This window comes from Nocardia sp. CDC153, from assembly GCF_035818515.1.
GTDB lineage: Bacteria > Actinomycetota > Actinomycetes > Mycobacteriales > Mycobacteriaceae > Nocardia.
The window spans coordinates 296,071-319,612 of record NZ_JAYKYU010000001.1 but is presented as its reverse complement, the minus strand read 5'-3'; the positions used below and the strand labels follow the sequence as shown (position 1 = coordinate 319,612).

Below are 23,542 nucleotides of genomic sequence, written 5' to 3'. Positions count from 1 at the left end.
GATGGCCGCGCGGCGTTTCGCCGACAGGCTGTAAGTATGTTCGTCGCACTCCGGGATCTGCGGGCCGCCCGCGGCCGCTTCCTCCTCATTTCCCTGGTGGTCACGCTGGTCGCGCTGCTGGTGAGCTTTCTCAGCGGCCTGACGGCCGGTTTGGCGCATCAGAATATTTCCGCCATCCAGGCGCTGAACACCGACACGGTGGTCTTCTCCGACACCGGCTCCGCCGCGTCCTTCGACGCCTCGACGCTGAGCGAGGAGCAGGTGCGGACCTGGCAGCAGGCGGGCGGCACCGTCGACCCGATCGGCATCAGCCGCACCCGCGCCACCTTCGATGGCGCGTCGCCCACCCAGGTGGCATTGTTCGGCGTCCAGGGCACCCCATTCGGCAATCGGGTAGCAACCGATTCCGGCTCGGTCATTCTGTCCAAGGCGGCGGCCAAGGACCTGAACGCCAAGGCCGGTGACACCGTCGAACTCGGTTCGGCGAGCTACACCGTGCAGGGGGTCACCGAGGACGACTGGTACGCGCACACGCCGGTGGTGTGGATGAGCCTGTCGGACTGGCAAACCCTCAATCCGCACGCGGGCGCGGCCACCATCCTGGCGGTGTCGGGCGTGAGTGATCAGTCGGCGGTGAATGCGGCCGCGCACACCGTGACCACGAGTTCCAAGGATTCGCTGTCGGCGATGGCTTCCTACAAGGCCGAGAACGGCTCGCTGACGCTCATGACGGTCATGCTGTTCGCCATCTCGGCGCTGGTGATCGGTGCGTTCTTCACGGTGTGGACCGTGCAGCGGCAGCCCGACATCGCGACGTTGAAGGCCCTGGGCGCGACCACCGGTTCCCTGATCCGAGATGCGTTGAGCCAAGCCCTGATCGTGCTGCTGCTCGGGGTCGGCGTGGGTGTCGGCATCACCGCCATCGCGGGCGTATTCATGGGCGGCGCGGTGCCTTTCGTCCTGAGCGCGAGCACCACCCTGTTCCCCGCCGCCGCCCTGATCGCCCTCGGCCTGCTCGGCGCGGCGTTCGCCCTGCGCTTCCTCGTCACCACCGACCCCCTGACCGCCCTCAACCAGGCCCGCTGATGACCGCGGTCCCCTTGTCCTCCAGGAGCATTGCGATGACCAACGCGCTCACCGTCTCGGATCTGACCCTCACGTTCCCCGACGGCGCGGACCGCATCACCGCACTCGACCACGTGAACCTGCGCGTGGCGGGCGGCGAGATCGCGGCCATCACCGGGCCCTCGGGTTCGGGCAAGTCGACCCTGCTGGCCACCGTCTCGACGCTGCTGCGGCCGGACTCAGGTCGGGTGGAGCTCGAAACCGCCACGGGCACCGAGACTCTCACCGACCTCAGCCGCCGAGATGCGGCGACCCTGCGCCGTTCGGCCATCGGCATCGTGTTCCAGCAGTCGAACCTGATTCCCGCGCTGACCGCCGTGGAGCAGCTCGAGGCGATGGTGCACCTGGGCCAGACCTGGTTCGTCTCGCCCGCCAAGCGGCGCGAAGCCCGTTCGCGCGCACGGGATCTGCTGGCGGCGGTGGGACTTTCGGGTCACGAGAACAAGCGGCCCGCGCAGCTGTCGGGCGGTCAGCGGCAGCGGGTGAATATCGCGCGGGCGCTGATGAACGACCCGTCACTGCTGGTGATCGACGAGCCGACCAGTGCATTGGATCAGGAGCGCGGCGCGGCGATCATCGATCTGATCGTCGGCATTGTGCGTGCGCACGGGGCCGCGACGCTGCTGGTGACGCACGACCTGTCGCATCTGGATCAGATGGATTCGGTGTATCGGATGGTCGACGGCGTGCTGACGCAGCAGAAGGCGGCGCTGGCGGCCTGATTCTTTTACGTGAGTGTCACGATTGGCACTGCGCGCTCGGCCGGAATGGGTGACGCTGGGTTATCGGCCAGCGAAGGGAGCAGCTGTGGGATTCCACGTGCCAGTCATCGACATCACGGCCTATGTGCGCGGCGGGAGTGCCGAGGAGCGCGCGGAGGTCGCGCGGCGGATAGATGACGCCGCGCGGACCGTCGGGTTCATGCAGATCGTCGGGCATGCCATTCCTGGGGCGGTGATCGAGGAGTTCACGGCGGCGATGGATACGTTCTTCGCGCTGCCGTTGGCGGCCAAGACGGGGTACCGCACTCCCCCGGAGATCAACCGCGGGTACTCGCCGCCGAAGAGCGAAAGCCTCAGCCTGAGTTTGGGAGTCGAGTCGGCGACGCGGATGAACGACTTCTTCGAGGCCTTCAATGTCGGAGTGTCGGGTGCCGACTATCCCGGCCTGGAGTTGCCCGCCGAGGACTACGCCGAAAACCTCTGGCCCACAGAACTTCCCCAGTTCTCCACAGCCATCCAGAACTACTTCTCCCAAGCCGCCCGGGTAGCCCGCACCCTCACCACGATCTTCGCCGACGCCCTCGAACTACCAGCCGGATTCTTCGAGGCGTTCACCGACCACTCCCTGGATGTGCTGCGCATGAACAACTACGCACTGCCGCCGGGAACCGTGAACCTGGACGGCGATCTCACCGGCATGGGCGAGCACACCGACTACGGCATCGTGACGGTGCTCTGGGCCGACCAAGCTCCCGGGCTGCAGGTACTCGGCGCGGAAGGCGTGTGGCACGACGTCCAGCCCGCCGGCGGTGCGCTGTTGGTGAATCTCGGTGACCTGATGGCCCGTTGGACCAATGAGCAATGGCTTTCGACGCTGCACCGCGTGAAACCCCCGATCATCGACGGCACGATTCAGCGGCGACGGAGCGCGGCTTATTTCCATGACGGCAATATCGACGCGGTGATCGAGACCTTGCCGTCCTGCATTGGAGATGGCAGCAAGTACGAACCCGTTACTGTCGCTGAGCATATTCGCGCGAAGCTCGCTGGGTCCCGGGGGCTGCAATCGAATACGAATGCGGAACGGGAGGCTGCACGAGTATTGGCAGCGACCAATCGGTATTAGTGAAAATGCTTATATCACAACGGAATTCGGCTTCTAATATGATCAATTCAGCGGTAGAATTGAAGCATGAATTCGAAGGGGGAAACACTCGACAGCACCGGCATCGGCGCGCTGATGACCGCGATCACCAACGTCGCCGATACCGTCCTGCACGGCAAGCTCAAGGCTCGGACCGATGTCGATGCTGTGGAATTCATGCGCGATCTGGAGATCTGCAAGCGTCAACTGGCCGCCTTGGATTCGGCTCTGGTCATCGAGATCGCGGAGCGGGACCTGCCGCGCAAGGCCGGGGTGAAGGATGTGGTGCCGTTTCTGCGTCAAACCCTGGGCCTGTCGCGGTATGACGCGGCGATGCGCGTGAAGATCGCCGCAGCGTGCGGGGAGTTCCTCGGAGCCGACGGCACGCCGCGCCCGATCACCCTGGCCGCGACCGCGAACGCCTTTGAAGCGGGCGCGATTTCGCGTGATCATGTGCGCGGGATCGTGGACATCATGACGCATCTGCCCGCCGACGTTCCCGCTCCGGCGCGGGTCGAGACCGAGGCACTGTTGGTCGAGCACTGCGTCACCGGGCACCCCGATGACCTCCCGAAAATCGGGCGCGAGATCCTCGCGCGTTTGGATCCGGAAGGCACGGTGATCTCTGATGCCGATCGTCGTCGCCGTCGCGGGATCACGATCAGCCGTCCCGGTGTGGATGGGATGTCGAAGATCGAAGGCTGGCTCACCCCCGAACTGCGGGCGTTGTTGGATGCGATCTTCGCCAAGCTCGCCCGCCCGGGCATGTGCAACCTCGACGATGCCGACACCGAAATCCTCACCGCCACAGCGCACGTCGATTCGAAGGTGTTGGAAGCGGCCGCGCGCCGCGATCGCCGCGACGCCGGGCAGCGCACCCACGATGCGTTGTTCGCGCTCGTGAGCGCGTTGCAGCCGGTCACCGACACCACCGCTGGTATCGATGCCGCTGGCGCTGCGGGCGCTGGTGCTGCTGCGGGCACCATCGCTGGTGTTGGTGTCTTCGCTGCTGCCGGTGCCGCTGCGACCAAGGCCGGTAAGCCAGTGAAGCTGGGCATGCACCGTGGCCTGCCCGTCGAGGTCGTCGTCACCATGAGCCTGGCCGACCTCGAAAAGGGCGCGGGCGTGGCCACCACCGCCTCCGGTGGACACCTGTCGATCAACGAAGCACTCAAGCTGGCCAAGAACTCTCGCCCAGTACTGGCGGTGCTCGACAAGGACGAGATCCCGCTCTACCTCGCCCACGGCGAACGCCTCGCCACCTCGGGTCAACGCCTGGCGTTGATCGCCCGCGACCGCGGCTGCACCCACCCCGGCTGCGACGTACCCGCCTCGATGTGCGCAGCCCATCACGTGATCGACTGGGCCAAGGGCGGACCCACCGACCTCAACAACCTCGCCCTCGTCTGCGACCACCACCACGCCCTCGTCAACGACAGCGAACACGGGTGGCAGACAGTGATGCTGGGCAAGGACACCGCCCACCCGGGCCGGGTGGGGTGGATTGCCCCGGCGGCGCTGGACCCCTCCCACACCCCGCACGTCAACGACAAACACCACGTTGGGGAGCAGGTCGCCACGGCAGTCGATTCCAGTTGCCGGAAGTGGGGTTCACGGGCAGCGTGAAACCCGGGCTGCTCGTGCCCCGCTGGCGTACGCAAAACAACGGGAAGTGTGGTCGCCTCGCCTGCCCTACCGCACTTGGGCTGACGCCGGGCTAGGAGCCGCCACCTCACCTCCCAGCCCACGGACTGCACGCATCACCTACTCGAGACAACCCAAGAAACACAGACCCGAACCGTTCGACAGCTCCACGGCTTTCAAGCTCTTTGACAATTCCACAGAGACGAAGAACGGCCGCACGGTGAGCGGGCTGGAACGTAAGTGAGGTTCGGTAGGCGAGGCGGCTGGTAGGTGCGGTTTTTGCGGAAGTGGGCTGGTAGGTGAGGGGGCCTCGCAAGCTCGGCCACCCTCTCTCCCTCCTCCTGGCGTCTTTATCTTTTCTTCTTTTGTCTTTTCTCTCTTTGGCTTTTCCTTCTTTTAGGTCTTGGTTTTTCGGGCGTGGGTTGCTCGGCGGGCGCGGTCGGCGATTCGCTGGAGCTCGTCGGATAGTTCTTGTGGGGCATGGACTTCGAAATCGCAGCCCAGTTCTAGAAGGCGGTGGGCTACCCACTCGGGGAGGTCGTCTCGGTGCATTTCGAGGGCGCAGGTGGTGTCGGTTCGGGGGACTATGTCGCCTGGGGCTTCGCCTAGCTTGCCGGTTACCTGGTTGGCGGGGGCTTGGATTTCTACGTGGTAGCGCAATGTGCTTGTGGGCCAGTCGGTTCGGGCTCCTATTACGTAGGCGGCGGGGTCTGGGGCGGGGAGGGGGCGGGGGGTGAAGCGGGCGCCGGTGGGGTGGGGGCGGGTGATTCGGTCGGCTCGGAAGACTCGCCAGTCGGAGCGGTCTAGGTCGAAGGCGACGAGATACCAGCGGTGTTTGTGGGGGACGAGGCCTACTGGTTCGGTGTTGCGGCGGGATTCGGTGCCGGTGGCGGATTCGTAGGCGAAGCGGACTCGTTCGCGGTTGGTTATCGCGGCGGCCAGGGTGGTGAGGAGTTCGGGGTCGATGGGGGTGGCGGCGGGGCCGGGGGTGATGGTGGCGGTGCCCAGGACGCGGACGCGGCGGCGGAGTTTCGCGGGGAGGACTTGTTCGAGTTTGGTGAGTGCGCGGACGGAGGCTTCCTCGATGCCCGCGATGGCGGATCCGGCGGCGGCACGCAGGCCTACGGCGATGGCGATGGCTTCCTCGTCGTCGACCAGCAGGGGCGGCATCGCGGCGCCGGCAACGAGGCGGTAGCCGCCGGTGGCGCCCATGGTGGCCTCGACGGGGTAGCCGAGTTCGCGAAGCCGATCGATATCGCGGCGAACGGTCCGATCGGTGACCCCGAGGCGTTCGGCCAGTTCACTTCCCGGCCATTCCCGCGGCGTTTGCAGAAGGGACAGCAGCCGAAGCAGCCGTGCGGGCGTATCACTCATGCCTCCACCTTCCGCCACAAATAGGACATGAATAGTCCTAGATGATTCCTACCGTAATTCCCATGACCGACACCCCGCTCCGCCCCTTCCGCATCGAGATCCCCCAGTCCGACCTCGACGACCTCCACGACCGCCTGGCCCGCACCCGCTGGTCGGCGCAACTGCCCGGCGAGAACTGGGACCGCGGCGTACCGGTGTCCTACCTTCGCGACCTGGCCGACTACTGGCGCACCGAATTCGACTGGCGCGCACAAGAAGCCGCCCTCAACGCCCACCCCCAGTTCCTGACCGAAATCGACGGCCTCGACGTCCACTTCCTACACATCCGCTCGGCCGACCCGAACGCCCTCCCCCTCATCCTGACCCACGGCTGGCCCAACACCTTCGTCGAATTCACCAAAACCATTCCGCTGCTGACGAAGACCTTCCACCTGGTGATCCCGTCGGTCCCGGGTTTCGGATTCTCCGAAGCACCACACGAACTCGGCATGAAGCCGCGCCGCGTGGCCCGCATGTGGGTCGAGCTCATGGCCCGGCTCGGCTACGACCGCTATGGCGTACAGGGCGGCGACCTCGGCGCATATGTCGTGCAGGAGATGGCGATCGCCGACCCGGACCATATCGTCGGCGTCCACATCGACGGCGGCATCGGCCTCCCCACCGAATCCGATGTCCCCACCATGACCGCCGAGGAGCTCACCGAATGGGAGCTCATGCGGAAATGGCAGTCCGGCGTGAACCACCACGTCCTGCTCGACAAGGCCCCGCAGACCTTCGCCCACGCCTGGACCGATTCCCCCGTCGGCCTACTGGCCTGGCTGGTCCACAAGTTCAACGAATTCTCGCCCCTCGCAGACCATCTCGAAGACGCCGTGGATCGCGATCACCTGTTGACCAATATCAGCATCTACTGGTTCACCAATACCGCCGCCACGTCATCGTGGCCCATGTACAACGGCCTCGGCGAGAACGGTTTCACCTGGCCCGCGGGTCAGAAGTTGGTCCCGGTGGGCGTCTACGCGGGCGGCTCCCCGCTCATGCGCCGCCTGGCCGACCGCGACAACATCATCGTCCACTGGCCCGAGGGCAATACCGGCAACCACTTCCTGGCCATGGACGTCCCCGAGGCCCACGCCGCCGACATCGCGACCTTCTTTCTTGACCGATCGGTCTAGATAGCCGTAGAGTGCTCGCCATGGCAAGGACCAAGGAGTTCGATCCCGACACCGTCCTGCGCCGCGCACTCGAATTGTTCTGGGAGCGCGGCTACGAGGCGACGTCCATGTCGGATCTGGTTGAGCATCTTGGGATTGCCAAGGCGAGCATCTACGGCACTTTCGGAGGGAAGCGGGAGCTGTATCTCAAGGCTCTGCAGCGCTACCTCGAGACCACCGATCCGGTGATCATGACGGAGCTGTCACAACCCGGACCGGTCCTACCCGCGGTCCGCGACCTGGTGACCCGCTTCATCACCGAAGCCTCCAGTCCTGACTCGTATTTGGGCTGTATGGTCGTGAACAGCGCCGTCGAAATGGCCCGCCGCGACGAGGCCGTCGCGCGCCTGGTGGAGTCGAGTTGGGCACACCTCGAAACCACCCTCACCTCGGCCCTGTTACGCGCCCGCGCACAGGGTGAATTGTCCGCCGATTCCGATCCGCGAGCTATCGCCCGTTTCCTGCTCGTGTTCTTCCAGGGAGTCCGCGTACTCGAGCGAACGCCGGGTTCGGCTGCGCGCCTGGAGGATGCGGCCCGAGTCGCCGTATCCCTGCTCGCCTGAATGGATTTCCGATCCATCCACAGCCTTCACGGCCCGTCAGATTCAAGAATGATCGTTCCACAAAGGGAGTTGCAGTCGCTCATGAGCGCACGTTTCGATGAAAAAGTCGTCCTCATCACCGGCGGTGCGGGCGCTATCGCCGGTGCGACCGCGCAGGCCTTCGCCGACCGCGGCGCCACGGTCGTCCTCGCGGGCCGAAACGCGGAGCAGCTCGAGCAGGCCGCCGCGGCCATTCGCACCGACGGCGGCAAGGCCGACTGGGTGACCGCCGACGTCACCGACAGCTTCCAGGTCGCCGCCATGGTGGAGGAAGTGGTGCGCCGCCACGGCGGCCTGCACGTGGCCTTCAACAATGCCGGAATTCTGGGCACCCCCGCCCCGGTCGGCGACCTGGACGACAATGACTGGCATCGCGTGCTCGACGTCAACCTGACCGGTGTCTTCCTGTCCATGAAGCACGAAATCGCCCACATGCGCGGCAATGGCGGCGGTGCGATTGTGAATATGGCGTCGAATATCGGTGCGCACGGCCGCCGCCCCGGACTGGCCGCCTATGCCGCGTCCAAGGCCGCCGTGAGCGCCTTGACCCAGACCGCCGCCCGCGACCATATCGGCGAAGGCATTCGCATCAATGCCGTGAGCCCGGGCGCGACCGATACCCGAATGTCGTTCCGCCCCGGTGAAACTCGCGCCGACCGCGATGCGCGTGTGGCGACCGCGATTCCGCTCGGTCGAGTCGGCGATCCGGCCGAGATCGCGGCGGCCGTGGTGTGGCTGGCCTCCCCCGAATCCAGTTTCGTCATCGGACACGATCTCGTCATCGACGGCGGCGCGACCGCCTGACCTCACCGATTGCTCCACCGCGACCGCGAACTTTCAATAGCAAACTCGAAGTGGGCTGTTGAACCGGCAGTCATCCGCGTGTCATCTGCGCTGACTAATGTGCTCAGAATTCGCAGGTCGCGGTATTAGGAGCAGTTCGATGAGGGACACTCTGCCTTCCAAGAACCAAGTCCTTCAGGCTTGTCGCGGGTCCGATGAGCCCCGGCATCCACTACTACGCGCCGCGCACGACCTGACCGCGCTCCACGAGCGCCTGCTCTGCGCGGAATCGGACGAAATGGTCGAACTCGACACGCTCCGAGCCGATTTGGTGCATCAGATCGACCGGTGGGTGACCGCGCAATTGCCCCCGTCCCACGGTGCCGCCCGCGTGCACACCGAAACGTTGGGTGCGGTCATCGACCGTTTGGCCCGCCTCACCGCCGCCGCCTATGCCGCGCTGGCCCGCCAATCCGGTCAGGAGCTCACCGTCGCGTGGGAGCATCTGGCCGAATTGGCGGTCGGCTATGAGGATTTGGCGTCGGAAGTGTGCACGGGTCGGCGTCGGCTACCGGGGACTCATTGAGGCTTTCGCGCCGCGTACCAGTCGAGTAGTTCCGGGGCGTCGACCGCGGTCGCGGCGACTACGGTCGATACCTCGGCCCCTTGGAAGAGCTTCTTGATCGGCACTTCCAGCTTCTTCCCGGTGCGCGTGTGCGGAATGCCCGGTGCCGCAATGATTTCGTCCGGCACATGCCGCGGCGAAACCTCGGCGCGAATGGTCGCATTGATGCGCGATCGCAACTCGTCGTTCAATTCCGCGCCGGGGGCCAACACCACGAACAGCGGCATCCAATACCCGCCGTCGGGTTGTTCGGCCCCGATCACCAGCGCCTCGGCGATTTCCGGAATGCGTTCCACGGCTTGATAGATGTCGGCGCTGCCCATTCGGATGCCCTGCCGGTTGAGCGTGGAATCCGAGCGGCCGTGCACGATGACGCTGCCATGCTCGGTAATCGTGATCCAGTCGCCGTGTCGCCAGACGCCGGGGAACATCTCGAAGTAGGCCTCCCGATAGCGGGAGCCGTCCGGGTCGTTCCAGAACGACACCGGCATGGACGGCATCGGCTTGGTGATGACCAGTTCGCCGACCTCGTCCCGCACCGGATTGCCCTGCTCGTCCCAAGAGTCCAGCGCCACACCGAGATACGGTGCGGACAGCTCGCCGGGCCACACCGGCACGGTGCGCACGCCGCCGATGAAGGCCGACACCACATCGGTGCCGCCGCTGATGGACGCGACCGGCACCTGCTCACCGACATTGTCCCGCAGCCACAGCGAGGACGACGGCGGCAGCGCGGACCCGGTGATGCCGACCAGCCGCAGCGCCGACAGATCGTGATCCGCGCGCGGCACCGATCCGGCCTTGGCGCACGCCAGCACGTAGCCGGGGCTGGTGCCGAGCACCGTCGCACCGGTCCGAGCGGCCAACTGCCACAGCGCATCCGGAGTCGGCGCGGCCGGGCTGCCGTCGTAACAGACGATGGTCGCGCCCACCAGCAGTCCGGCGATCTGGAAGTTCCACATCATCCAGCTCGGGCTGGTGTACCAGAAGAACGTGTCGTCCGGCGCGATATCCGACAGCACGGCAACGGCTTTCAAATGTTCGAGCAGTACCCCACCGTGCCCGTGCACAATGCCCTTGGGCTTGCCGGTGGTCCCGGAGGAGTACAGCACCCACAGCGGATGCGCGAAATCGACCTGCTCGGTGGCGATGTCGACGTCACCGTCGCCGGGCTCGACGTGTCGCCAGGTGAGCACATCCGGCAGCGTCGCGCCGATGCGCGGCACCAGCACGGTCGCCGCCAGCGACGGCAGTCCGGCCCGCAGCGCCTCGATATCGGCGGTCTTGTCGTGCACCTTGCCACCGAACCGATACCCGTCGGCGGTGACCAGTACCTTCGGCTCGAGCTGCCCGAGCCGATCCAGGGCGGCTTGCGCGGAATAGTCCTGGCCGCAGGCACTCCAGATGGCACCGAGGCTCGCGGTGCCGAGGAAGGCGATGACGGCCTCGGGGATGTTCGGCAGGTAGCCGACGACCCGGTCACCCGGCCCGACGCCCAGCCCGCGAAGGGTGTCGGCGAAGGCCGACGCGGTGGCGATCAGTGCGGCCCAGGAGGTTTCGGTGATCTCCCCCGTCTCGTCCACTGACACAATCGCGGGCCGGTCGTCGCGAACCTGCCGCACCACCTGATCGACATAGTTGAGCCGGGTCCCCGGGAACCACTGCGCACCAGGCATTTCCATGGACTCGAGCACCATCTCGGGCCGCTCGCCCAGATCGAAGTAGTCCCAGAGCGCACCCCAGAATCCCGCCGGATCGTCCACCGACCACTGCCACAGCGTCCGATAGTCCGGTACCGACACCCCGGTCCGCTTCGCCACGAACAGCGCGAAGCTGGTCACCTGCGCCTCGGCGATATCCGCCTCGCTCGGCACCCACTGTGGTTCCACCGCAATACCTCCTACGACGCGAATCCCGCGCTGCCGGCCGTGGCCGCGCGCTGCACGATTCGCTCCGCATGCCGAATGACCGGCATGTCCACCATCCGCCCTTCGAAGGTGAAGACCCCTCGATGGTTCGGCGCTTCCGCCAATACTCGGCGCGCCCAGCGCACTTCGTCGACCCCGGGTGCGTACGCGGTGCGGATCACCGACACCTGGCTGGGGTGAATGGCCACCTTGGCATCGAATCCGATGGCCACCGCGTCCGCCGACTCGACCGCCAGCCCGTCGAGATCGGGAATGTCCAGGTACACCGAGTCGAGCGCGAACTTGCCGTACGCCTTGGCCGCCAGCAGGGATTGCGAGCGCACGTGCCGCGCCACATCCCGATAGCCGCCGTCGGCATGCCGCGAGGAGTTCCCGCCGAGCGCGGCGACCAGATCCTCCGCGCCCCACATGACGCCGATGGCATTGCGCACCATGACCGCCCGCCCGACCGCCAGCGCGCCCAGCGGAGACTCGATGAGCGCGATCACCTCGTAGTCGGTCAGCCGCGTGATCTGCTCGGCCGATTCGCATTTCGGCAGCATGATGCGCCGGTACTCGGTGCGGACGAGAGCGTCGAGATCGAGCATGTGCTCGAGGGTGCCCGCGGCGTTCACGCGCACGACGGTGCGTTCCGGGTCGAGCGGATGGGCGATCAGCGCCTCGCGGGCCGCCGCCTTGTCCGCCTCGGCCACCCCGTCCTCCAGGTCGATGATGACCACGTCGGCCGCGGCGAGCGCCTTGCCGTAGCGCTCCGGCCGGTCGGCGGGGCAGAAAAGCCAAGCCGGACCGGGCATTTCCCAACTCACGATGGTTTCTTCCTCACGAGAGTTTTGCGGACGGCGGTGGCCACGACATCACCGTGCTGATTGCGTCCGGTGTGCGCGAAGGTCACGATGCCCTCGCCCGGACGGCTCTTGGATTCCCGCAGTTCGGTGACCTCGGTCTCCGCGTACAGGGTGTCGCCGTGGAAAAGCGGTTTGGGGAAGGCTATTTCGGAGAAGCCCAGATTCGCGACAATGGTGCCCTGGGTCAGCTGCGCCACCGACAGACCCACCAGCGTGGACAGCGTGAACATCGAATTCACCAGCCGCTGATGGAAAGGCGGCAGCGCGTCGGAGAACGCCGCGTCCAAGTGCAGGGCCTGCGTGTTCATGGTCAGCGTCGTGAACAGCACATTGTCGGCCTCGGTGATGGTGCGGCCGGGCCGGTGCTCGTACACCACACCGGTCTCGAATTCGTCGAACCACAAGCCGCGCTGGACGACCCGCTTCGCGGAGCTCACAGGCCGAGCTCCCGCCCGATCAGCATCAACTGCACCTCCGTGGTGCCCTCACCGATTTCCAGGATCTTGCTGTCGCGATAGTGCCGGGCCACAGCATATTCGTTCATGAACCCGTAGCCGCCGAAGATCTGCGTGGCGTCGCGGGCATTGTCCATGGCGGCCTCGCTGGCGACCAGCTTGGCGATGGCGGCCTGCTTCTTGAAGGGCTTGCCGGACAGCATCAATGCGGCCGCGTCGTAGTAGGCGGTGCGGGCCATGTGGGCGCGCGCCTCCATGCGGGCGATCTTGAAGGCAATGGCCTGGTTGGTGCCGATGGGGCGGCCGAAGGCCTCGCGTTCCTTGGCGTAGCGGACCGATTCGTCCACGCAGCCCTGGGCCGCGCCGACCGACAGCGCCGCGATGGCGATGCGGCCCTCGTCGAGGATGCGCAGGAAGTTGGCGTAGCCGCGACCGCGTTCGCCGAGCAAGTTCTCCGCGGGCACCCGGACGTCGTCGAAGGACAGCGGGTGGGTGTCGGAGGCGTTCCAGCCGACCTTGTTGTAGGCGGGTTCGGCGGTGAAGCCGGGGGTGTCGGCGGGCACGATGATGGTGGAGATCTCTTTTTTGCCCTCCGTGCTGCCGGTGACCGCGGTGACCGTGACCAGGCGGGTGATGTCGGTGCCCGAGTTGGTGATGAACTGCTTGGAGCCGTTGATGATCCAGCTGTCGCCGTCCAGGACCGCGGTGGTGCGGGTGCCGCCCGCGTCGCTGCCCGCGCCCGGTTCGGTGAGTCCGAACGCGCCCAGCGCGCGACCGCTGGCCAGCAGCGGCAGCCACTCCGCCTTCTGCTTGTCGTTGCCGAACCGGTAGATCGGCATGGCGCCGAGTGAGACACCCGCCTCGAGGGTGATGGCGACGCTCTGGTCTACCTTGCCCAGTTCCTCGAGCGCCAGGCACAGCGCGAAGTAGTCGCCGCCCATGCCGCCGAACTCCTCCGGGAACGGCAGGCCGAACAGGCCCATATCGGCCATGCCCGCGACGACCTCGTAGGGGAAGCTGTGCTCGGCGTCGTGCTTGGCGGCGACCGGGGCCACCACCTGATTGGCGAAATCGCGGACGGTGAGCGCGAGTTGGCGGTACTCGTCCGGCAGGGTTCCGGTGGACAGGAAGTCGGTCATGACGGGGTGTTCTCCTCGGCGGGGGTGTCCAGGGCGACGATGCGGGCCAGCGGCTGTTCGAGTCGCACCTGCGCGCCCGGCTCGACCAGCAGTTCCACGCGCCCGGCAATGGGGGCGGTGAGGGTGTGTTCCATCTTCATGGCCTCCACGACCACGATGGGCGCGCCCGCGGCGACCAGCTCGCCCTCGGCGGCGGGGGTGGCGATGACCGAACCCGGCATGGGGCTTTGGATTTCGGCATCGCCGACGTGGGCGTCACCGGCGCGGATATCGGCCTCGGCGACCTCGCGGAGCAGGGCGGTGCCGGTGCGGTCGGCGACCCAGATCTGACCGGGGGCGGTGGCGACACGGAAGTCGCCGCGCAGGCCGTCGAGGGTGACGGTGAGTGTGTCGCCCTCGGAATCGACGGTCAGCGTGCGCTTTTCGCCGCCTTCGACCCAGACGGTCGCGTGCTGCGGGGTCCCGGAGAGGTACACGTGCGCGGTGCGGTCGCCACCGGTCAGGCGAATGCCCACGGGCGCGTGCTCGCCCACCCGCCAGCCGGTGGGTCGCTGCCACGGGTCCGCCGGTCCGCTCGGCCAGCGCCGCAGCCACAGTTCGGCGGCCGCGGCGATGAACTGCTCGTCGGTGACCGGCGCGGGCGTGAACTCCACCGCACGTCGATCCAGCAGTCCCGTATCGAGGTGTCCGGCAAGGACATCCGGGTCGGCGAGCAGGAAACGAGCGAAGTCGGTGTTGGTCCGCACGCCCAGGATCTGGGTATCGCGCAGGGCCGCATCCAGTTTGGCGATGGCTCCGGCACGGTCGGGGGCGTAGGCGATGACCTTGGACAGCATCGGGTCGTAGTCGGTGCCGACCACGGTCCCGGCGCGCAGCCCCGAATCCACCCGCACGCCGGGGCCTTCCGGCTCCGACAGCGCCAGCACCGTGCCACCGGTGGGCAGGAAGTCGCGGCCCGGATCCTCGGCGTAGACGCGGGCCTCGATGGCGTGCCCGGTGAGCCGGATGTCCTCCTGCGCGGCGGCCAGCTTCTGCCCGGCGGCAATGCGCACCTGGCATTCCACCAGGTCGACGCCGGTGACCAGTTCGGTGACCGGATGCTCCACCTGCAGCCGGGTGTTCATCTCCATGAAGAAGAACTCGTCGGGCTTGTCGGCGGAGACGATGAATTCGACCGTGCCCGCGCCCACGTAGTCGACGCTGCGCGCGGTATTGCAGGCGGCCGCGCCGATGCGGGCCCGGGTCCGCGCGTCCAGCAGCGGCGACGGGGCTTCCTCGATCACCTTCTGATGGCGGCGCTGCAGGCTGCATTCGCGTTCGCCGAGGTGCAGGACGTGGCCGAACTGGTCGGCCAGGATCTGGACCTCGATGTGGCGGGGCCGGGTGACGAAGCGCTCCAGGAACAGGGTGTCGTCGCCGAAGGCCGCACCGGCCTCGCGTCGGGCGCTGACCAGGGCGGCGGGCAGCTCGGTCGGATCGTCGACCCGGCGCATGCCCTTGCCGCCGCCGCCCGCGGACGGCTTCACCAGCACCGGATAGCCGACTTCGGCCGCGGCGTCGATCAATTCGGCGTCGGTGAGGCCGGGCTTGGCGATGCCGGGCACCACCGGGACGCCGTATTCGGCGACCGCGTTCTTGGCGGTGATCTTGTCGCCCATGATCTCGATGGCCCGGGCGGACGGGCCGAGGAAGGCGATGCCCGCCTCCTCGAGCGCGGCCGCGAAGGCCGAGTTCTCCGACAGGAAACCGTATCCCGGGTGCACGGCCTGCGCGCCCGAGCGCACGGCGGCCGCGACGACCTTCTCGATGCTCAGGTAGGACTCGCGGGCGGGCGCGGGGCCGAGGCGGACCGCGGTGTCGGCCTCCCTCACGTGACGGGCGTCGACGTCGGCGTCGCTGTAGACGGCGACGGAGCGAATTCCCATGGCGCGCAAGGTGCGAATCACCCGCACCGCGATCTCGCCGCGGTTGGCGACCAACACGGTGTCGAAGGCGACGGGAGCTTTGTTCATCAAGGTCATCACATCCGGAAGACGCCGTAGGAGACGGGCTCGAGCGGGGCCTGCGCGCAGACCGAAAGGGCCAGGCCGACAACCGTTCTGGTATCGGCCGGGTCGATCACGCCATCGTCCCAGAGTCGCGCGGTCGAGTAGTAGGGATTGCCCTGCGCCTCGTACTGCTCGCGAATCGGGGCCTTGAACGCCTCCAGGTCCGCCTCGCTCTGGTCGCCGCGCACCGTGGCCAGCACCGAGGCCGCCTGCTCACCGCCCATGACCGAGATGCGCGCATTCGGCCACATCCACAGGAAGCGCGGCGAATACGCGCGCCCGCACATGGAGTAGTTGCCCGCGCCGTAGGAGCCGCCGATCACCACGGTCAGCTTGGGCACCCGGGCGCAGGCCACCGCGGTCACCATTTTCGCACCGTGCTTGGCGATGCCGCCCGCCTCGTAGTCGCGGCCGACCATGAAGCCGGTGATGTTCTGCAGGAACAGCAGCGGGATTCGGCGCTTGTCGCACAGTTCGATGAAATGCGCGCCCTTCATGGCGGATTCGCTGAACAGCACGCCATTGTTGGCGATGATGCCGACCGGGTGGCCGTGGATGCGGGCGAACGCGGTGACCAGGGTCTTGCCGTATTCGGCCTTGAATTCCTGGTATTCGCCGCCGTCGACGATGCGGGAGATGACCTCGCGGACGTCGTAGGGGGTGCGCAGGTCCACCGGGACCACGTCGTAGAGCTCGTCCTGCGGCGCGATGGGGTCCACGGTCGGGGCGACATCCCACGGCGTCGGGGTCTTGGGGCCCAGTGTCGCAACGATATTGCGCACGATGCGCAGGGCGTCCTGATCGCTCTCGGCCAGGTGGTCGGTGACACCCGAAGTGCGCGAATGCAAGTCGCCGCCGCCCAGTTCCTCGGCGGTGACGACCTCGCCGGTGGCGGCCTTCACCAGCGGCGGGCCGCCCAGGAAGATGGTGCCCTGATTGCGGACGATGACGGTCTCGTCGCTCATGGCGGGGACATATGCGCCGCCCGCGGTGCAGGAGCCGAGGACCGCGGAGATCTGGGCGATGCCTTTGGCGGACAGGTTCGCCTGGTTGTAGAAGATGCGGCCGAAGTGCTCGCGGTCGGGGAAGACCTCGTCCTGGCGCGGCAGGTACGCGCCGCCGGAGTCGACCAGGTAGATGCACGGCAGGTTGTTCTGCAGCGCGACTTCCTGGGCGCGCAGGTGCTTCTTGACCGTCATCGGGTAGTAGGTGCCGCCCTTGACCGTCGCGTCATTGGCGATGATCACGCACTCGCGACCCGACACCCGGCCGATGCCGCCGATGACGCCCGCGCCCGGGCACTCGTCGTCGTACATGCCATTGGCCGCCAGCGGCGACAGCTCCAGGAACGGGCTGCCGGTGTCCAGCAGCTGATCCACCCGCTGCCGCGGCAAGAGCTTGCCGCGTGCCAGGTGCCGTTCCCGGCTCTTCTCCGGCCCACCCAGGGCGCTGACGGCGAGCCGCTGTCGCAGCTCGTCGACCAATGCCAGGTGCGCGGCCCGGTTCCCGGTCCGGGTCTGCTCGGTCAGCGTCATTCGCTCCGCCTCCCCGTGCGGGCGAACCCGCTCGGTTAGTCACCAATAACTGGAAAATAAGATAATCTCGACTAACTGAGTTGTCCAGTATCGACGGGAGGAACCACGGTGAACAGCACGGAAACCGTTACCCTCACCCGTCGTGAGCAGCTCAAGGCGCAGCGTCGAGAGCAGCTGCTGGACGCGGGGGCGCGGCTCATCGCGGATCGCGGGTTCCTCGGGATGCGGCTCGACGATCTGGGCGCGGCGGTCGGCATCAGCGGGCCCGCGGTGTATCGGCACTTCCCGAACAAGGAAGCGCTGCTGGTCGAGCTGCTGGTGGGAATCAGTCAGCGACTGTTGGAGGGCGGGCGGGCCGTGGTCGACAAGGCGGCCTCGCCCGAGGAGGCCCTCGACGGCCTGGTCGATTTCCATCTCGACTTCGCCCTGGGCGAACCGGAACTCATTCGCATCCAGGACCGGGACCTGGAGAATCTGCCGGAATCGGCACGGCGGCAGGTGCGCCGCACCCAGCGGCAATACGTGGAGGTCTGGGTCGCGGTGCTGCGCGAACTCCACCCCGACCTACCGGAACAGGCCGCCCGCGTGCAGGCGCACGCCACCTTCGGCCTGATCAACTCGACCCCGCACAGCGCCCCGGCGACCCTGGCCAGCCGGGCCCGACCGGTCCTGCGAAAGATGGCTCTCGCCGCACTGAGCTGATCTCCCGTCCTTCCGAGAGCGGGACGGGAGTCGATGTGTGTCGAGTTGCTTTATCGCACTAGGACTTTGGCGCGCCGTGGATGCTGGCCTGCATCGCCGCGAGGCGGGCGGCGAATTCCGGGGATTCCAAGGATGCCAGTTGCGGCACCACCTCGGTGCTGACGGCCTCGGCGTGGGCGGCCAGGGCGCGGGTGGCGCGCATGGTGCGCTTGGTGGTGATGAGCAGGTCTCGGGGGACATCGGCGGTGGCGCTGGCGAATTCGACCGCGGCGTCGATCAGGGCGTCGTGGTCGCCGTCGACGACTCGGTGGACGAGTCCGGCCTTTTCGGCGGCCGTGGCGTTCAGGACCTCGCCGAACAGGGTCATGGCGGCGGCCTGCTGTGGGCCGATCGCGCGTTGCAGCATCCAGGTCATGCCGCCGCCGGGGTGAATGCCCAGCTTGAGGAAGCGAGCGTCGAAGCGGGCCTTGGGGTTTGCGAAGCGGATGTCGGCGGCGAGGGCGAGATTCAGGCCCGCGCCGACGGCCTGGCCGCCGACGGCCGCCACGGTCGGCAGCTTGCAGCGCGCCACCGCGAGGAAGCCCTCGTAGATGGCGCGCAGGCCCTCCTCCTTCGCCTCGCCCAGCGCGGTCAGGTTCGCGCCCGCGCAGAAGGCCGGGGGCGTTCCGGTGACCACCAGGGCGTGCACCGATTCATCGGCCTCGGCCTCGGCCACCGCGTCCGCCAGATCGGCGGATAGATCCAGCGTCAACGCATTTCGCTTGTCCGGGTCGTGCACCGTGACGAGCGCCACCGCGTTCCGGCGCTCCACCTTGATCTCCGCCATGGACCCAGATGGTAACCGGCGTCACCCGCCGCGCAGTTCGCGCTCGGCGGTTCGCAACACCATGACGAATCCGCCGCGCACCACCGGCAGGAACAGGCGGGTCCACAGCGGGGCGAACAGCGGCGCGGCGATCTCGAAGGTCGAGGACCAGCGCACCCGGGTGCCCGCCTTGCAGGGCTCGCAGACGATCGAGCCCTCCTGATGTCGTAGGGGCGGAACGGAATTCAGGAGTCGGTAGCGCATCAGGCGGGGCGGATCGTATTCGACGATCTCCTCGGTGAGACGCAGGAGCGGGGTCACCACCAGGCGAACCGCGCCTTCGCCATTGCCATTGGTGTGGCCGGGCCGCACCAGGGTGACGCGGCGAACCAGCGGCACCCGTTGGTAATTGGTGACATCGGTGAGCCAATCGAAGACATCGGGCTGCGGTGCCGCGAGAGTGCGCTCAACATCGACCGTGCGCATGCGGGCAGCCTACGCCCGGTGATCACGCCCGGCATGAGATCGGCGGCGCGGCGTCCAGGATTTTCCCTGGTGACTACCATTGCCCTATGACCGTCGAGGAGCAGCCGCAGCGCGTGATCCGCCGCCGCCCGAAGAACCGGCGCGCCCAGATCGCCGCCACCTCGGCCGCCGCCTTCGGCTCGCTCGGCTATCACGGCGTGAGCATGGAGGACATCGCGACCCGGCTCGGAATCTCCTCGGCCGCACTGTATCGGCACTATCCGAGCAAATACGCGCTGTTCCGCGAGGAGTTGTTGCGTCTGGCGCGGCTGACCGCGGATGCGGCCACCCCGCCCGACGCCGCCGAGGGGCTGGCGCCGCGCGAGCGCCTGGACCGGGTGCTGGATCGGATGATCGCCGAGACCATCGCCAATCGCGCCACCGTCACCCTGGTGCGCTGGGAGCGGCGCTACCTCGACGACGCCGACCGCGAGACCCTGGAGGCGGATTTCACCGCCGCGCTCACCGTGCTGCGCACGCTCATCGGCGCCGTGCGCCCCGAACTCGACGGCCACGATCGCGCGGTGCGGGCGGTGTCGCTGCTGAGCGTGATCTCGAGCATCGGCGACCACCACGCCACGCTGCCCGCGAAATCGCTGACCGCCCTGCTGCATTCGGCCTGCGACGCCATTGTCGACACGGATCTGCCGCCGGAGGGCGATGCCTCGATCACGCCGCGGGCGGTGGAGATCCCGCAGTCGTTCAAGCACGAGCTCTTACTCCGGAAGGCCGTGGAGCTGTTCCATGCGCACGGCTATCCCAATGTGAGCGTGGAGGACATCGCGGCGGCGGCGGAATTGTCGGCGGCCTCGGCGGTGTACCGGTACTACCGCAGCAAGGGTGATCTGCTGGCCGCGGCCTTCCGCCGGGCGGCGGATCGGGTGTCGGGCGCGATCGGCCCGGCGGTGGCGTCCTCGTCGAGTCCGGCCGAGGCGCTGAGCAAGCTGGTCGATCTGTATGTGGCCGGGTCGTTCGCCGAACGCGAGCTGACCTTCGTCTATTACGCCGAGTTCGGCCATGTCTCGGCCGAGGAACGCACCATGCTGCGCAATGTGCAGCGGCTCATCGTGGCCGAATGGGTGCGGCTGCTGGTGTCGGTGCGCCCGGAGCTGTCCGAGGGCGAGGCGCGCATCCTCGTGCAGGCCGCGTTCGGCCTGGTGGTGGACCTGGGCCGGGAGTTCGGCGCGCATCCGTCGATCTGCCCGCAGCCCAGGGTGATCCGCCTCATGGAGGTCACCCTCTTCGGCGCCGGAACCCCGGAGTCCTGACTCCTAACCGGTCATCGAGGTCATGGGCGTGAACGGCGCGTAATCACGCACATGCCCGTTCTCCCACTCCCACAGCGAGATCGGATCGACGGCCACCCCACTCTGCAGAATAAGCCGCCACCCCCCATCCTCCCGCTGCCAGATATCCCCGTCGCGATCCCAGTACAGACCGACGACCGCTGGTTCGGTAGTCCCACTACGGCTCATGATCTTCCTCTCATAGCTATCCGTCAGCGATTGCATGAGTGGTGATTTGCGCTGTTGTTCCGAATGAATATATTTGCCAAACATTCACCCATGGAGGAACCTCCCCCAGCGAGTCGAATTCCTTTCGATGGGGGCCGTATCGAATTCACCGGTAAGCGAGGACCACTCCGACCTACCGCCACATCAATCAGAATGATCAACAACTTAAAGCCAACCAGTGCTGGCAAACTGCCCATTTGATAGAAGAAGAGTCATTAACATAGCTGCCAGTTGCGGACTCGATGGGCGGAGGCTCGGATGCGCTGGACACGACGGCAGTTCATTCAGACGGGAGGGGTGGCGGCGGCGGTGACGCTCGCGCCCACCGGGGGGCGGGCGCGGGCGGAGTCCGGGCGGAGGGTGGCGGTGTTCGGGGCGGGGCCGGCCGGGCTCACGGTGGCGCATGAGTTGGCCGAGAGGGGGTTCGGGGTTACGGTTTTCGAGAGGCTTGGGGACTTCGGGGGGAAGACGCGGAGCATTTATACGGCTGGCGGGCTGCCGGGGGAGCATGGGTTTCGGAGTTTTTTCGGCTTCTATCACAATCTGCCGGATACGCTGCGGCGCATACCGTTTCCCGGCAATGCGCACGGGGTGTGGGACAATCTGACGCGGTTGAACGCCGCCATGATCGCGGGGATGGGGCGGCACAATCTCACGATTCCGCTGCCGTTTCCCGTGCCGTTCAGCCAGTTCCCGGAGACGCCGAAGCAGTTCGTGGATTCGATTGTGGCGGTGTTCGAGACGCTGTTTCGGCTGCCGCCGCAGGAGGCGGTGTTCGCGGCCGAGCGGCTGGCGGTGTACGTGTCCAGCTGTGACGAGCGCAAGCTCGGGCAGTGGGAGAAGATGACGTGGACCGACTTCGCGCGGCTGGACAACTCCTCGCCGGAGTACAACCGGTTCCTCGGGGACGGGTTCATTCGGGAGCTGGTGGCCACGAAATCCCGGAATTGCAGCGCGCATTCGATCGGACTGGTCGGCGAGGAGTACGTGTGGTCGCTGATCGATCTGAACAATGACGGCGACGGCAAGGGCAATGACCGGGTGCTGAACGGGCCCACCAGCGAGACGTGGATCAATCCGTGGATCGACTACCTGCGGTCGATCGGCGTCACCTTCAACCAGGGCTACACGTTGACCGGATTGGCCACCGACGGCGCGCACATCACGGGGGCCACCGTCACCGACGCGAGCGGTGCCCGCCACGGTGTGGACGCCGACTATTACGTCGCCGCAATCCCTTTGGACAAGATTCCGGCCGTCCTCACCGACGAGCTGACCGCCGCCGATCCGAACCTGGATCGCATACGCAACCTGCAGGCCGCCTGGATGGTCGGCATCCAGTTCTTCCTCACCCGCCCGGCCCCGCTGGCCAATGGCCACGTCGGATACAACGACGCCCCGTGGGGTTTGACCTCGATCAGCGAGGCGCAATTCTGGCGACGCCCACTCACCGCGTACGGCGACGGCAGCGTCCGGGAGGTGCTGTCGGCCATCATCTCCGAATGGGACGAACCCGGCACCTTCAATGGAAAACCCGCGCGGGAATGCACCCCCGAGGAATTGGCGCGCGAGACCTGGTCCCAGATCAAGGCCCACGTGGACCACGACGGCGACAATCCCCTCACCGACGACATGCTGCACTCCTGGCAGATCGATCCCGCCCTCACCAATGCCGGAACCCCCGACATCGATTACGACGACGCGATTTTCATCCAGAACCCCGGCTCCTGGGACGACCGCCCGAACGCCTGGACCGAAATCGACAATCTCTTCTTGGCGGGCGACTGGATCAAGACCCAGATGAACGTCGCCTGCATGGAGGGCGCGAACGAGGGCGGACGGCTCGCGGCCAATGCCGTCCTGCACGCCTCGGGATCCGCCGCGCCGCAAGCGCAGATCACCCCGCGCTACCGCATGCCCCTGTGGGAGCCACTCAAGGCGGTCGACCTCCAGCTCTACCGCGCGGGCCAGCCCAACGCCTTCGACGTGATCGACCGCCGCTATCCCATGGTCAGATAGCCCCACCTCGGCCGAACGCGGACGGGGCCGCCAGGGCCGAGAAGCCCTGGCGGCCTTTATATCCGCGCCGGGTTATGCCGTTGGCGGGAAGGTGTAGGAGGAGCCGGTGCCCAGCGCCTTGGCCATCCATTCGAACAGGTTGTTCACCGCGCTGCCGCTGAACATGGGGGCCTCCTACGCGGTCGGGGTGGTTGTGCCACCGCCGGGCTGCGTGATCGAGGTCGACGAGCCCGAGGTGATCAGGTGGGCAAAGGCCAACAGCAGATCGGTGAAGCCGCTACCGGAGTAAACGGGCATGGGAATTCCTTTCGTACAAAACCGCGCGAAACTACTTCGCGTTATCGCTCTTGAGCTTGGGGCCCTTGGGGTTGTAGCTCGTCGTGGAACCACTGCCGAGGAACTTCAGCACCTGGGAGATGATGGCGCCGATGTCGACGGTGGTGCCGCCCCCGGTCGGTGGAGGAGTGGTGGTCATGGTGTTTCCCTTTCTTTCACGACGCGGACAGACCCCCTCGATTTCTGGGTGATTCTCGGGACCGCCGCACGGGGCCTGGATGACCCCGGGTCTTCTATTCGGGTTCGACCGCCATGGCCTGGACCAGGGATGCGGGACGCATATCGGTCCAGTGCGCTTCGACGTAGTCCAGGCAGCTCTGCCGGCGGGCCGGGCCGTGCGCGACGGACCAGCCCCCGGGTATGGCGGCGAACACCGGCCACAGCGAATGCTGGGCCTCCTCGTTGACGAGCACGTAGAACTGGGCGTCTTCGTCATCGAAGGGATTACTCATGGGCAT

24 protein-coding genes are annotated in these 23,542 nt (G+C 66.9%); 11 read left to right on the top strand and 13 right to left on the bottom strand.

Annotated features, from left to right (window positions below):
* Positions 1–36: 36 nt before the first annotated feature.
* The 4 genes from VMT65_RS01470 (at position 37) to VMT65_RS01455 (ending at position 4,617) form a co-directional block, all read left to right on the top strand.
* Positions 37–1,086: an ABC transporter permease gene (locus VMT65_RS01470; protein WP_326306078.1), complete on the top strand. Its 1,050-nt coding sequence runs from the start codon at positions 37–39 to the stop codon at positions 1,084–1,086.
* 35 nt (positions 1,087–1,121) lie between these two features.
* Positions 1,122–1,847, top strand: coding sequence for an ABC transporter ATP-binding protein (locus VMT65_RS01465; protein ID WP_326306077.1), 726 nt, complete (start codon positions 1,122–1,124; stop codon positions 1,845–1,847).
* Between the two features lie 97 nt (positions 1,848–1,944).
* Positions 1,945–2,973, top strand: coding sequence for an isopenicillin N synthase family dioxygenase (locus VMT65_RS01460; protein ID WP_326306076.1), 1,029 nt, complete (start codon positions 1,945–1,947; stop codon positions 2,971–2,973).
* A gap of 66 nt (positions 2,974–3,039) precedes the next feature.
* Positions 3,040–4,617 (top strand): HNH endonuclease signature motif containing protein, encoded by a 1,578-nt coding sequence (locus VMT65_RS01455; RefSeq protein WP_326306075.1) that lies wholly within the window; start codon positions 3,040–3,042, stop codon positions 4,615–4,617.
* Between the two features lie 414 nt (positions 4,618–5,031).
* Here the strand turns inward: VMT65_RS01455 and VMT65_RS01450 are convergent, their stop codons facing one another.
* A complete protein-coding gene (locus VMT65_RS01450; RefSeq protein WP_326306074.1) occupies positions 5,032–6,009 on the bottom strand; it encodes a helix-turn-helix transcriptional regulator in 978 nt (325 codons plus the stop codon).
* 62 nt (positions 6,010–6,071) lie between these two features.
* On the opposite strand from VMT65_RS01450, the gene VMT65_RS01445 reads away from it, so the two are divergent.
* The 4 genes from VMT65_RS01445 to VMT65_RS01430 all read left to right on the top strand — a co-directional run bounded on the left by VMT65_RS01445 (position 6,072) and on the right by VMT65_RS01430 (position 9,194).
* Positions 6,072–7,184: an epoxide hydrolase family protein gene (locus tag VMT65_RS01445; protein ID WP_326306073.1), complete on the top strand. Its 1,113-nt coding sequence runs from the start codon at positions 6,072–6,074 to the stop codon at positions 7,182–7,184.
* Between the two features lie 20 nt (positions 7,185–7,204).
* Positions 7,205–7,786 carry a TetR/AcrR family transcriptional regulator gene (locus VMT65_RS01440; protein ID WP_326306072.1) on the top strand — a complete coding sequence of 194 codons (582 nt, stop codon included), beginning with the start codon at positions 7,205–7,207 and terminating at the stop codon, positions 7,784–7,786.
* An 81-nt stretch (positions 7,787–7,867) separates the two neighbouring features.
* The gene (locus tag VMT65_RS01435) at positions 7,868–8,629 is read left to right on the top strand and encodes an SDR family NAD(P)-dependent oxidoreductase (RefSeq protein WP_326306071.1); all 762 of its coding nucleotides are present in this window, start codon (positions 7,868–7,870) and stop codon (positions 8,627–8,629) included.
* Between the two features lie 139 nt (positions 8,630–8,768).
* The gene (locus VMT65_RS01430) at positions 8,769–9,194 is read left to right on the top strand and encodes a DUF4254 domain-containing protein (protein ID WP_326306070.1); all 426 of its coding nucleotides are present in this window, start codon (positions 8,769–8,771) and stop codon (positions 9,192–9,194) included.
* On the opposite strand, the gene VMT65_RS01425 is transcribed toward VMT65_RS01430, so the two are convergent.
* Genes VMT65_RS01425 through VMT65_RS01400 form a run of 6 tightly spaced genes read right to left on the bottom strand, consistent with a single transcriptional unit; the run spans position 9,188 to position 17,183 of the window.
* On the bottom strand, positions 9,188–11,122 hold the full coding sequence (locus tag VMT65_RS01425; RefSeq protein ID WP_326306069.1) for an acetoacetate--CoA ligase: 1,935 nt from the start codon (positions 11,120–11,122) through the stop codon (positions 9,188–9,190). The genes VMT65_RS01430 and VMT65_RS01425 overlap by 7 nt on opposite strands.
* A gap of 11 nt (positions 11,123–11,133) precedes the next feature.
* On the bottom strand, positions 11,134–11,967 hold the full coding sequence (locus VMT65_RS01420; RefSeq protein ID WP_326306068.1) for an HpcH/HpaI aldolase/citrate lyase family protein: 834 nt from the start codon (positions 11,965–11,967) through the stop codon (positions 11,134–11,136).
* A complete protein-coding gene (locus VMT65_RS01415) occupies positions 11,964–12,443 on the bottom strand; it encodes a MaoC family dehydratase (protein ID WP_326306067.1) in 480 nt (159 codons plus the stop codon). The genes VMT65_RS01420 and VMT65_RS01415 overlap by 4 nt, the downstream gene beginning before the upstream one ends.
* Positions 12,440–13,600 carry an acyl-CoA dehydrogenase family protein gene (locus VMT65_RS01410; protein ID WP_326306066.1) on the bottom strand — a complete coding sequence of 387 codons (1,161 nt, stop codon included), beginning with the start codon at positions 13,598–13,600 and terminating at the stop codon, positions 12,440–12,442. Before VMT65_RS01410 ends, VMT65_RS01415 begins: the two co-directional genes overlap by 4 nt.
* Positions 13,597–15,612 (bottom strand): acetyl/propionyl/methylcrotonyl-CoA carboxylase subunit alpha, encoded by a 2,016-nt coding sequence (locus VMT65_RS01405; RefSeq protein WP_326306065.1) that lies wholly within the window; start codon positions 15,610–15,612, stop codon positions 13,597–13,599. The genes VMT65_RS01410 and VMT65_RS01405 overlap by 4 nt, the downstream gene beginning before the upstream one ends.
* An 8-nt stretch (positions 15,613–15,620) precedes the next feature.
* Entirely contained in the window at positions 15,621–17,183 is a 1,563-nt protein-coding gene (locus tag VMT65_RS01400; RefSeq protein ID WP_326306064.1) for a carboxyl transferase domain-containing protein, read from the bottom strand.
* Positions 17,184–17,291: 108 nt separating this feature from the next.
* Here VMT65_RS01400 and VMT65_RS01395 point away from each other — a divergent pair, with 108 nt between their 5' ends.
* Positions 17,292–17,885, top strand: a complete 594-nt coding sequence (locus VMT65_RS01395; protein WP_326306063.1) for an SACE_7040 family transcriptional regulator — start codon at positions 17,292–17,294, stop codon at positions 17,883–17,885.
* Between the two features lie 58 nt (positions 17,886–17,943).
* Here the strand turns inward: VMT65_RS01395 and VMT65_RS01390 are convergent, their stop codons facing one another.
* Both VMT65_RS01390 and VMT65_RS01385 read right to left on the bottom strand, forming a co-directional pair.
* Positions 17,944–18,711 (bottom strand): enoyl-CoA hydratase, encoded by a 768-nt coding sequence (locus tag VMT65_RS01390; protein ID WP_326306062.1) that lies wholly within the window; start codon positions 18,709–18,711, stop codon positions 17,944–17,946.
* A 21-nt stretch (positions 18,712–18,732) separates the two neighbouring features.
* The gene (locus VMT65_RS01385) at positions 18,733–19,176 is read right to left on the bottom strand and encodes an SRPBCC family protein (protein WP_326306061.1); all 444 of its coding nucleotides are present in this window, start codon (positions 19,174–19,176) and stop codon (positions 18,733–18,735) included.
* A gap of 86 nt (positions 19,177–19,262) precedes the next feature.
* Here VMT65_RS01385 and VMT65_RS01380 point away from each other — a divergent pair, with 86 nt between their 5' ends.
* Positions 19,263–20,483, top strand: a complete 1,221-nt coding sequence (locus tag VMT65_RS01380; RefSeq protein WP_326306060.1) for a TetR/AcrR family transcriptional regulator — start codon at positions 19,263–19,265, stop codon at positions 20,481–20,483.
* Positions 20,484–20,486: 3 nt separating this feature from the next.
* Here the strand turns inward: VMT65_RS01380 and VMT65_RS01375 are convergent, their stop codons facing one another.
* Positions 20,487–20,690 (bottom strand): hypothetical protein, encoded by a 204-nt coding sequence (locus tag VMT65_RS01375; protein ID WP_326306059.1) that lies wholly within the window; start codon positions 20,688–20,690, stop codon positions 20,487–20,489.
* A 297-nt stretch (positions 20,691–20,987) separates the two neighbouring features.
* Between VMT65_RS01375 and VMT65_RS01370 the strand changes: the two genes are divergently transcribed.
* A complete protein-coding gene (locus VMT65_RS01370) occupies positions 20,988–22,748 on the top strand; it encodes a hydroxysqualene dehydroxylase (RefSeq protein ID WP_326306058.1) in 1,761 nt (586 codons plus the stop codon).
* Positions 22,749–22,922: 174 nt separating this feature from the next.
* On the opposite strand, the gene VMT65_RS01365 is transcribed toward VMT65_RS01370, so the two are convergent.
* The 3 genes from VMT65_RS01365 to VMT65_RS01355 all read right to left on the bottom strand — a co-directional run bounded on the left by VMT65_RS01365 (position 22,923) and on the right by VMT65_RS01355 (position 23,536).
* A complete protein-coding gene (locus VMT65_RS01365) occupies positions 22,923–23,045 on the bottom strand; it encodes a hypothetical protein (RefSeq protein WP_326306057.1) in 123 nt (40 codons plus the stop codon).
* A 31-nt stretch (positions 23,046–23,076) separates the two neighbouring features.
* The gene (locus VMT65_RS01360; protein ID WP_326306056.1) at positions 23,077–23,223 is read right to left on the bottom strand and encodes a hypothetical protein; all 147 of its coding nucleotides are present in this window, start codon (positions 23,221–23,223) and stop codon (positions 23,077–23,079) included.
* A gap of 94 nt (positions 23,224–23,317) precedes the next feature.
* Complete coding sequence (locus tag VMT65_RS01355) at positions 23,318–23,536, bottom strand: MbtH family protein (RefSeq protein ID WP_326306055.1); 219 nt, start codon at positions 23,534–23,536, stop codon at positions 23,318–23,320.
* Positions 23,537–23,542: the final 6 nt, after the last annotated feature.

Coding starts and splice junctions, on each gene's coding strand:
- VMT65_RS01470 (WP_326306078.1), top strand. CDS start 37: ATGTTCGTCGCACTCCGGGATCTGCGGGCCGCCCGCGGCCGCTTCCTC.
- VMT65_RS01465 (WP_326306077.1), top strand. CDS start 1,122: ATGACCAACGCGCTCACCGTCTCGGATCTGACCCTCACGTTCCCCGAC.
- VMT65_RS01455 (WP_326306075.1), top strand. CDS start 3,040: ATGAATTCGAAGGGGGAAACACTCGACAGCACCGGCATCGGCGCGCTG.
- VMT65_RS01450 (WP_326306074.1), bottom strand. CDS start 6,009: ATGAGTGATACGCCCGCACGGCTGCTTCGGCTGCTGTCCCTTCTGCAA.
- VMT65_RS01445 (WP_326306073.1), top strand. CDS start 6,072: ATGACCGACACCCCGCTCCGCCCCTTCCGCATCGAGATCCCCCAGTCC.
- VMT65_RS01440 (WP_326306072.1), top strand. CDS start 7,205: ATGGCAAGGACCAAGGAGTTCGATCCCGACACCGTCCTGCGCCGCGCA.
- VMT65_RS01435 (WP_326306071.1), top strand. CDS start 7,868: ATGAGCGCACGTTTCGATGAAAAAGTCGTCCTCATCACCGGCGGTGCG.
- VMT65_RS01430 (WP_326306070.1), top strand. CDS start 8,769: ATGAGGGACACTCTGCCTTCCAAGAACCAAGTCCTTCAGGCTTGTCGC.
- VMT65_RS01410 (WP_326306066.1), bottom strand. CDS start 13,600: ATGACCGACTTCCTGTCCACCGGAACCCTGCCGGACGAGTACCGCCAA.
- VMT65_RS01405 (WP_326306065.1), bottom strand. CDS start 15,612: ATGAACAAAGCTCCCGTCGCCTTCGACACCGTGTTGGTCGCCAACCGC.
- VMT65_RS01400 (WP_326306064.1), bottom strand. CDS start 17,183: ATGACGCTGACCGAGCAGACCCGGACCGGGAACCGGGCCGCGCACCTG.
- VMT65_RS01390 (WP_326306062.1), bottom strand. CDS start 18,711: ATGGCGGAGATCAAGGTGGAGCGCCGGAACGCGGTGGCGCTCGTCACG.
- VMT65_RS01385 (WP_326306061.1), bottom strand. CDS start 19,176: ATGCGCACGGTCGATGTTGAGCGCACTCTCGCGGCACCGCAGCCCGAT.
- VMT65_RS01380 (WP_326306060.1), top strand. CDS start 19,263: ATGACCGTCGAGGAGCAGCCGCAGCGCGTGATCCGCCGCCGCCCGAAG.
- VMT65_RS01375 (WP_326306059.1), bottom strand. CDS start 20,690: ATGAGCCGTAGTGGGACTACCGAACCAGCGGTCGTCGGTCTGTACTGG.
- VMT65_RS01370 (WP_326306058.1), top strand. CDS start 20,988: ATGCGCTGGACACGACGGCAGTTCATTCAGACGGGAGGGGTGGCGGCG.
- VMT65_RS01365 (WP_326306057.1), bottom strand. CDS start 23,045: ATGCCCGTTTACTCCGGTAGCGGCTTCACCGATCTGCTGTTGGCCTTT.
- VMT65_RS01360 (WP_326306056.1), bottom strand. CDS start 23,223: ATGACCACCACTCCTCCACCGACCGGGGGCGGCACCACCGTCGACATC.
- VMT65_RS01355 (WP_326306055.1), bottom strand. CDS start 23,536: ATGAGTAATCCCTTCGATGACGAAGACGCCCAGTTCTACGTGCTCGTC.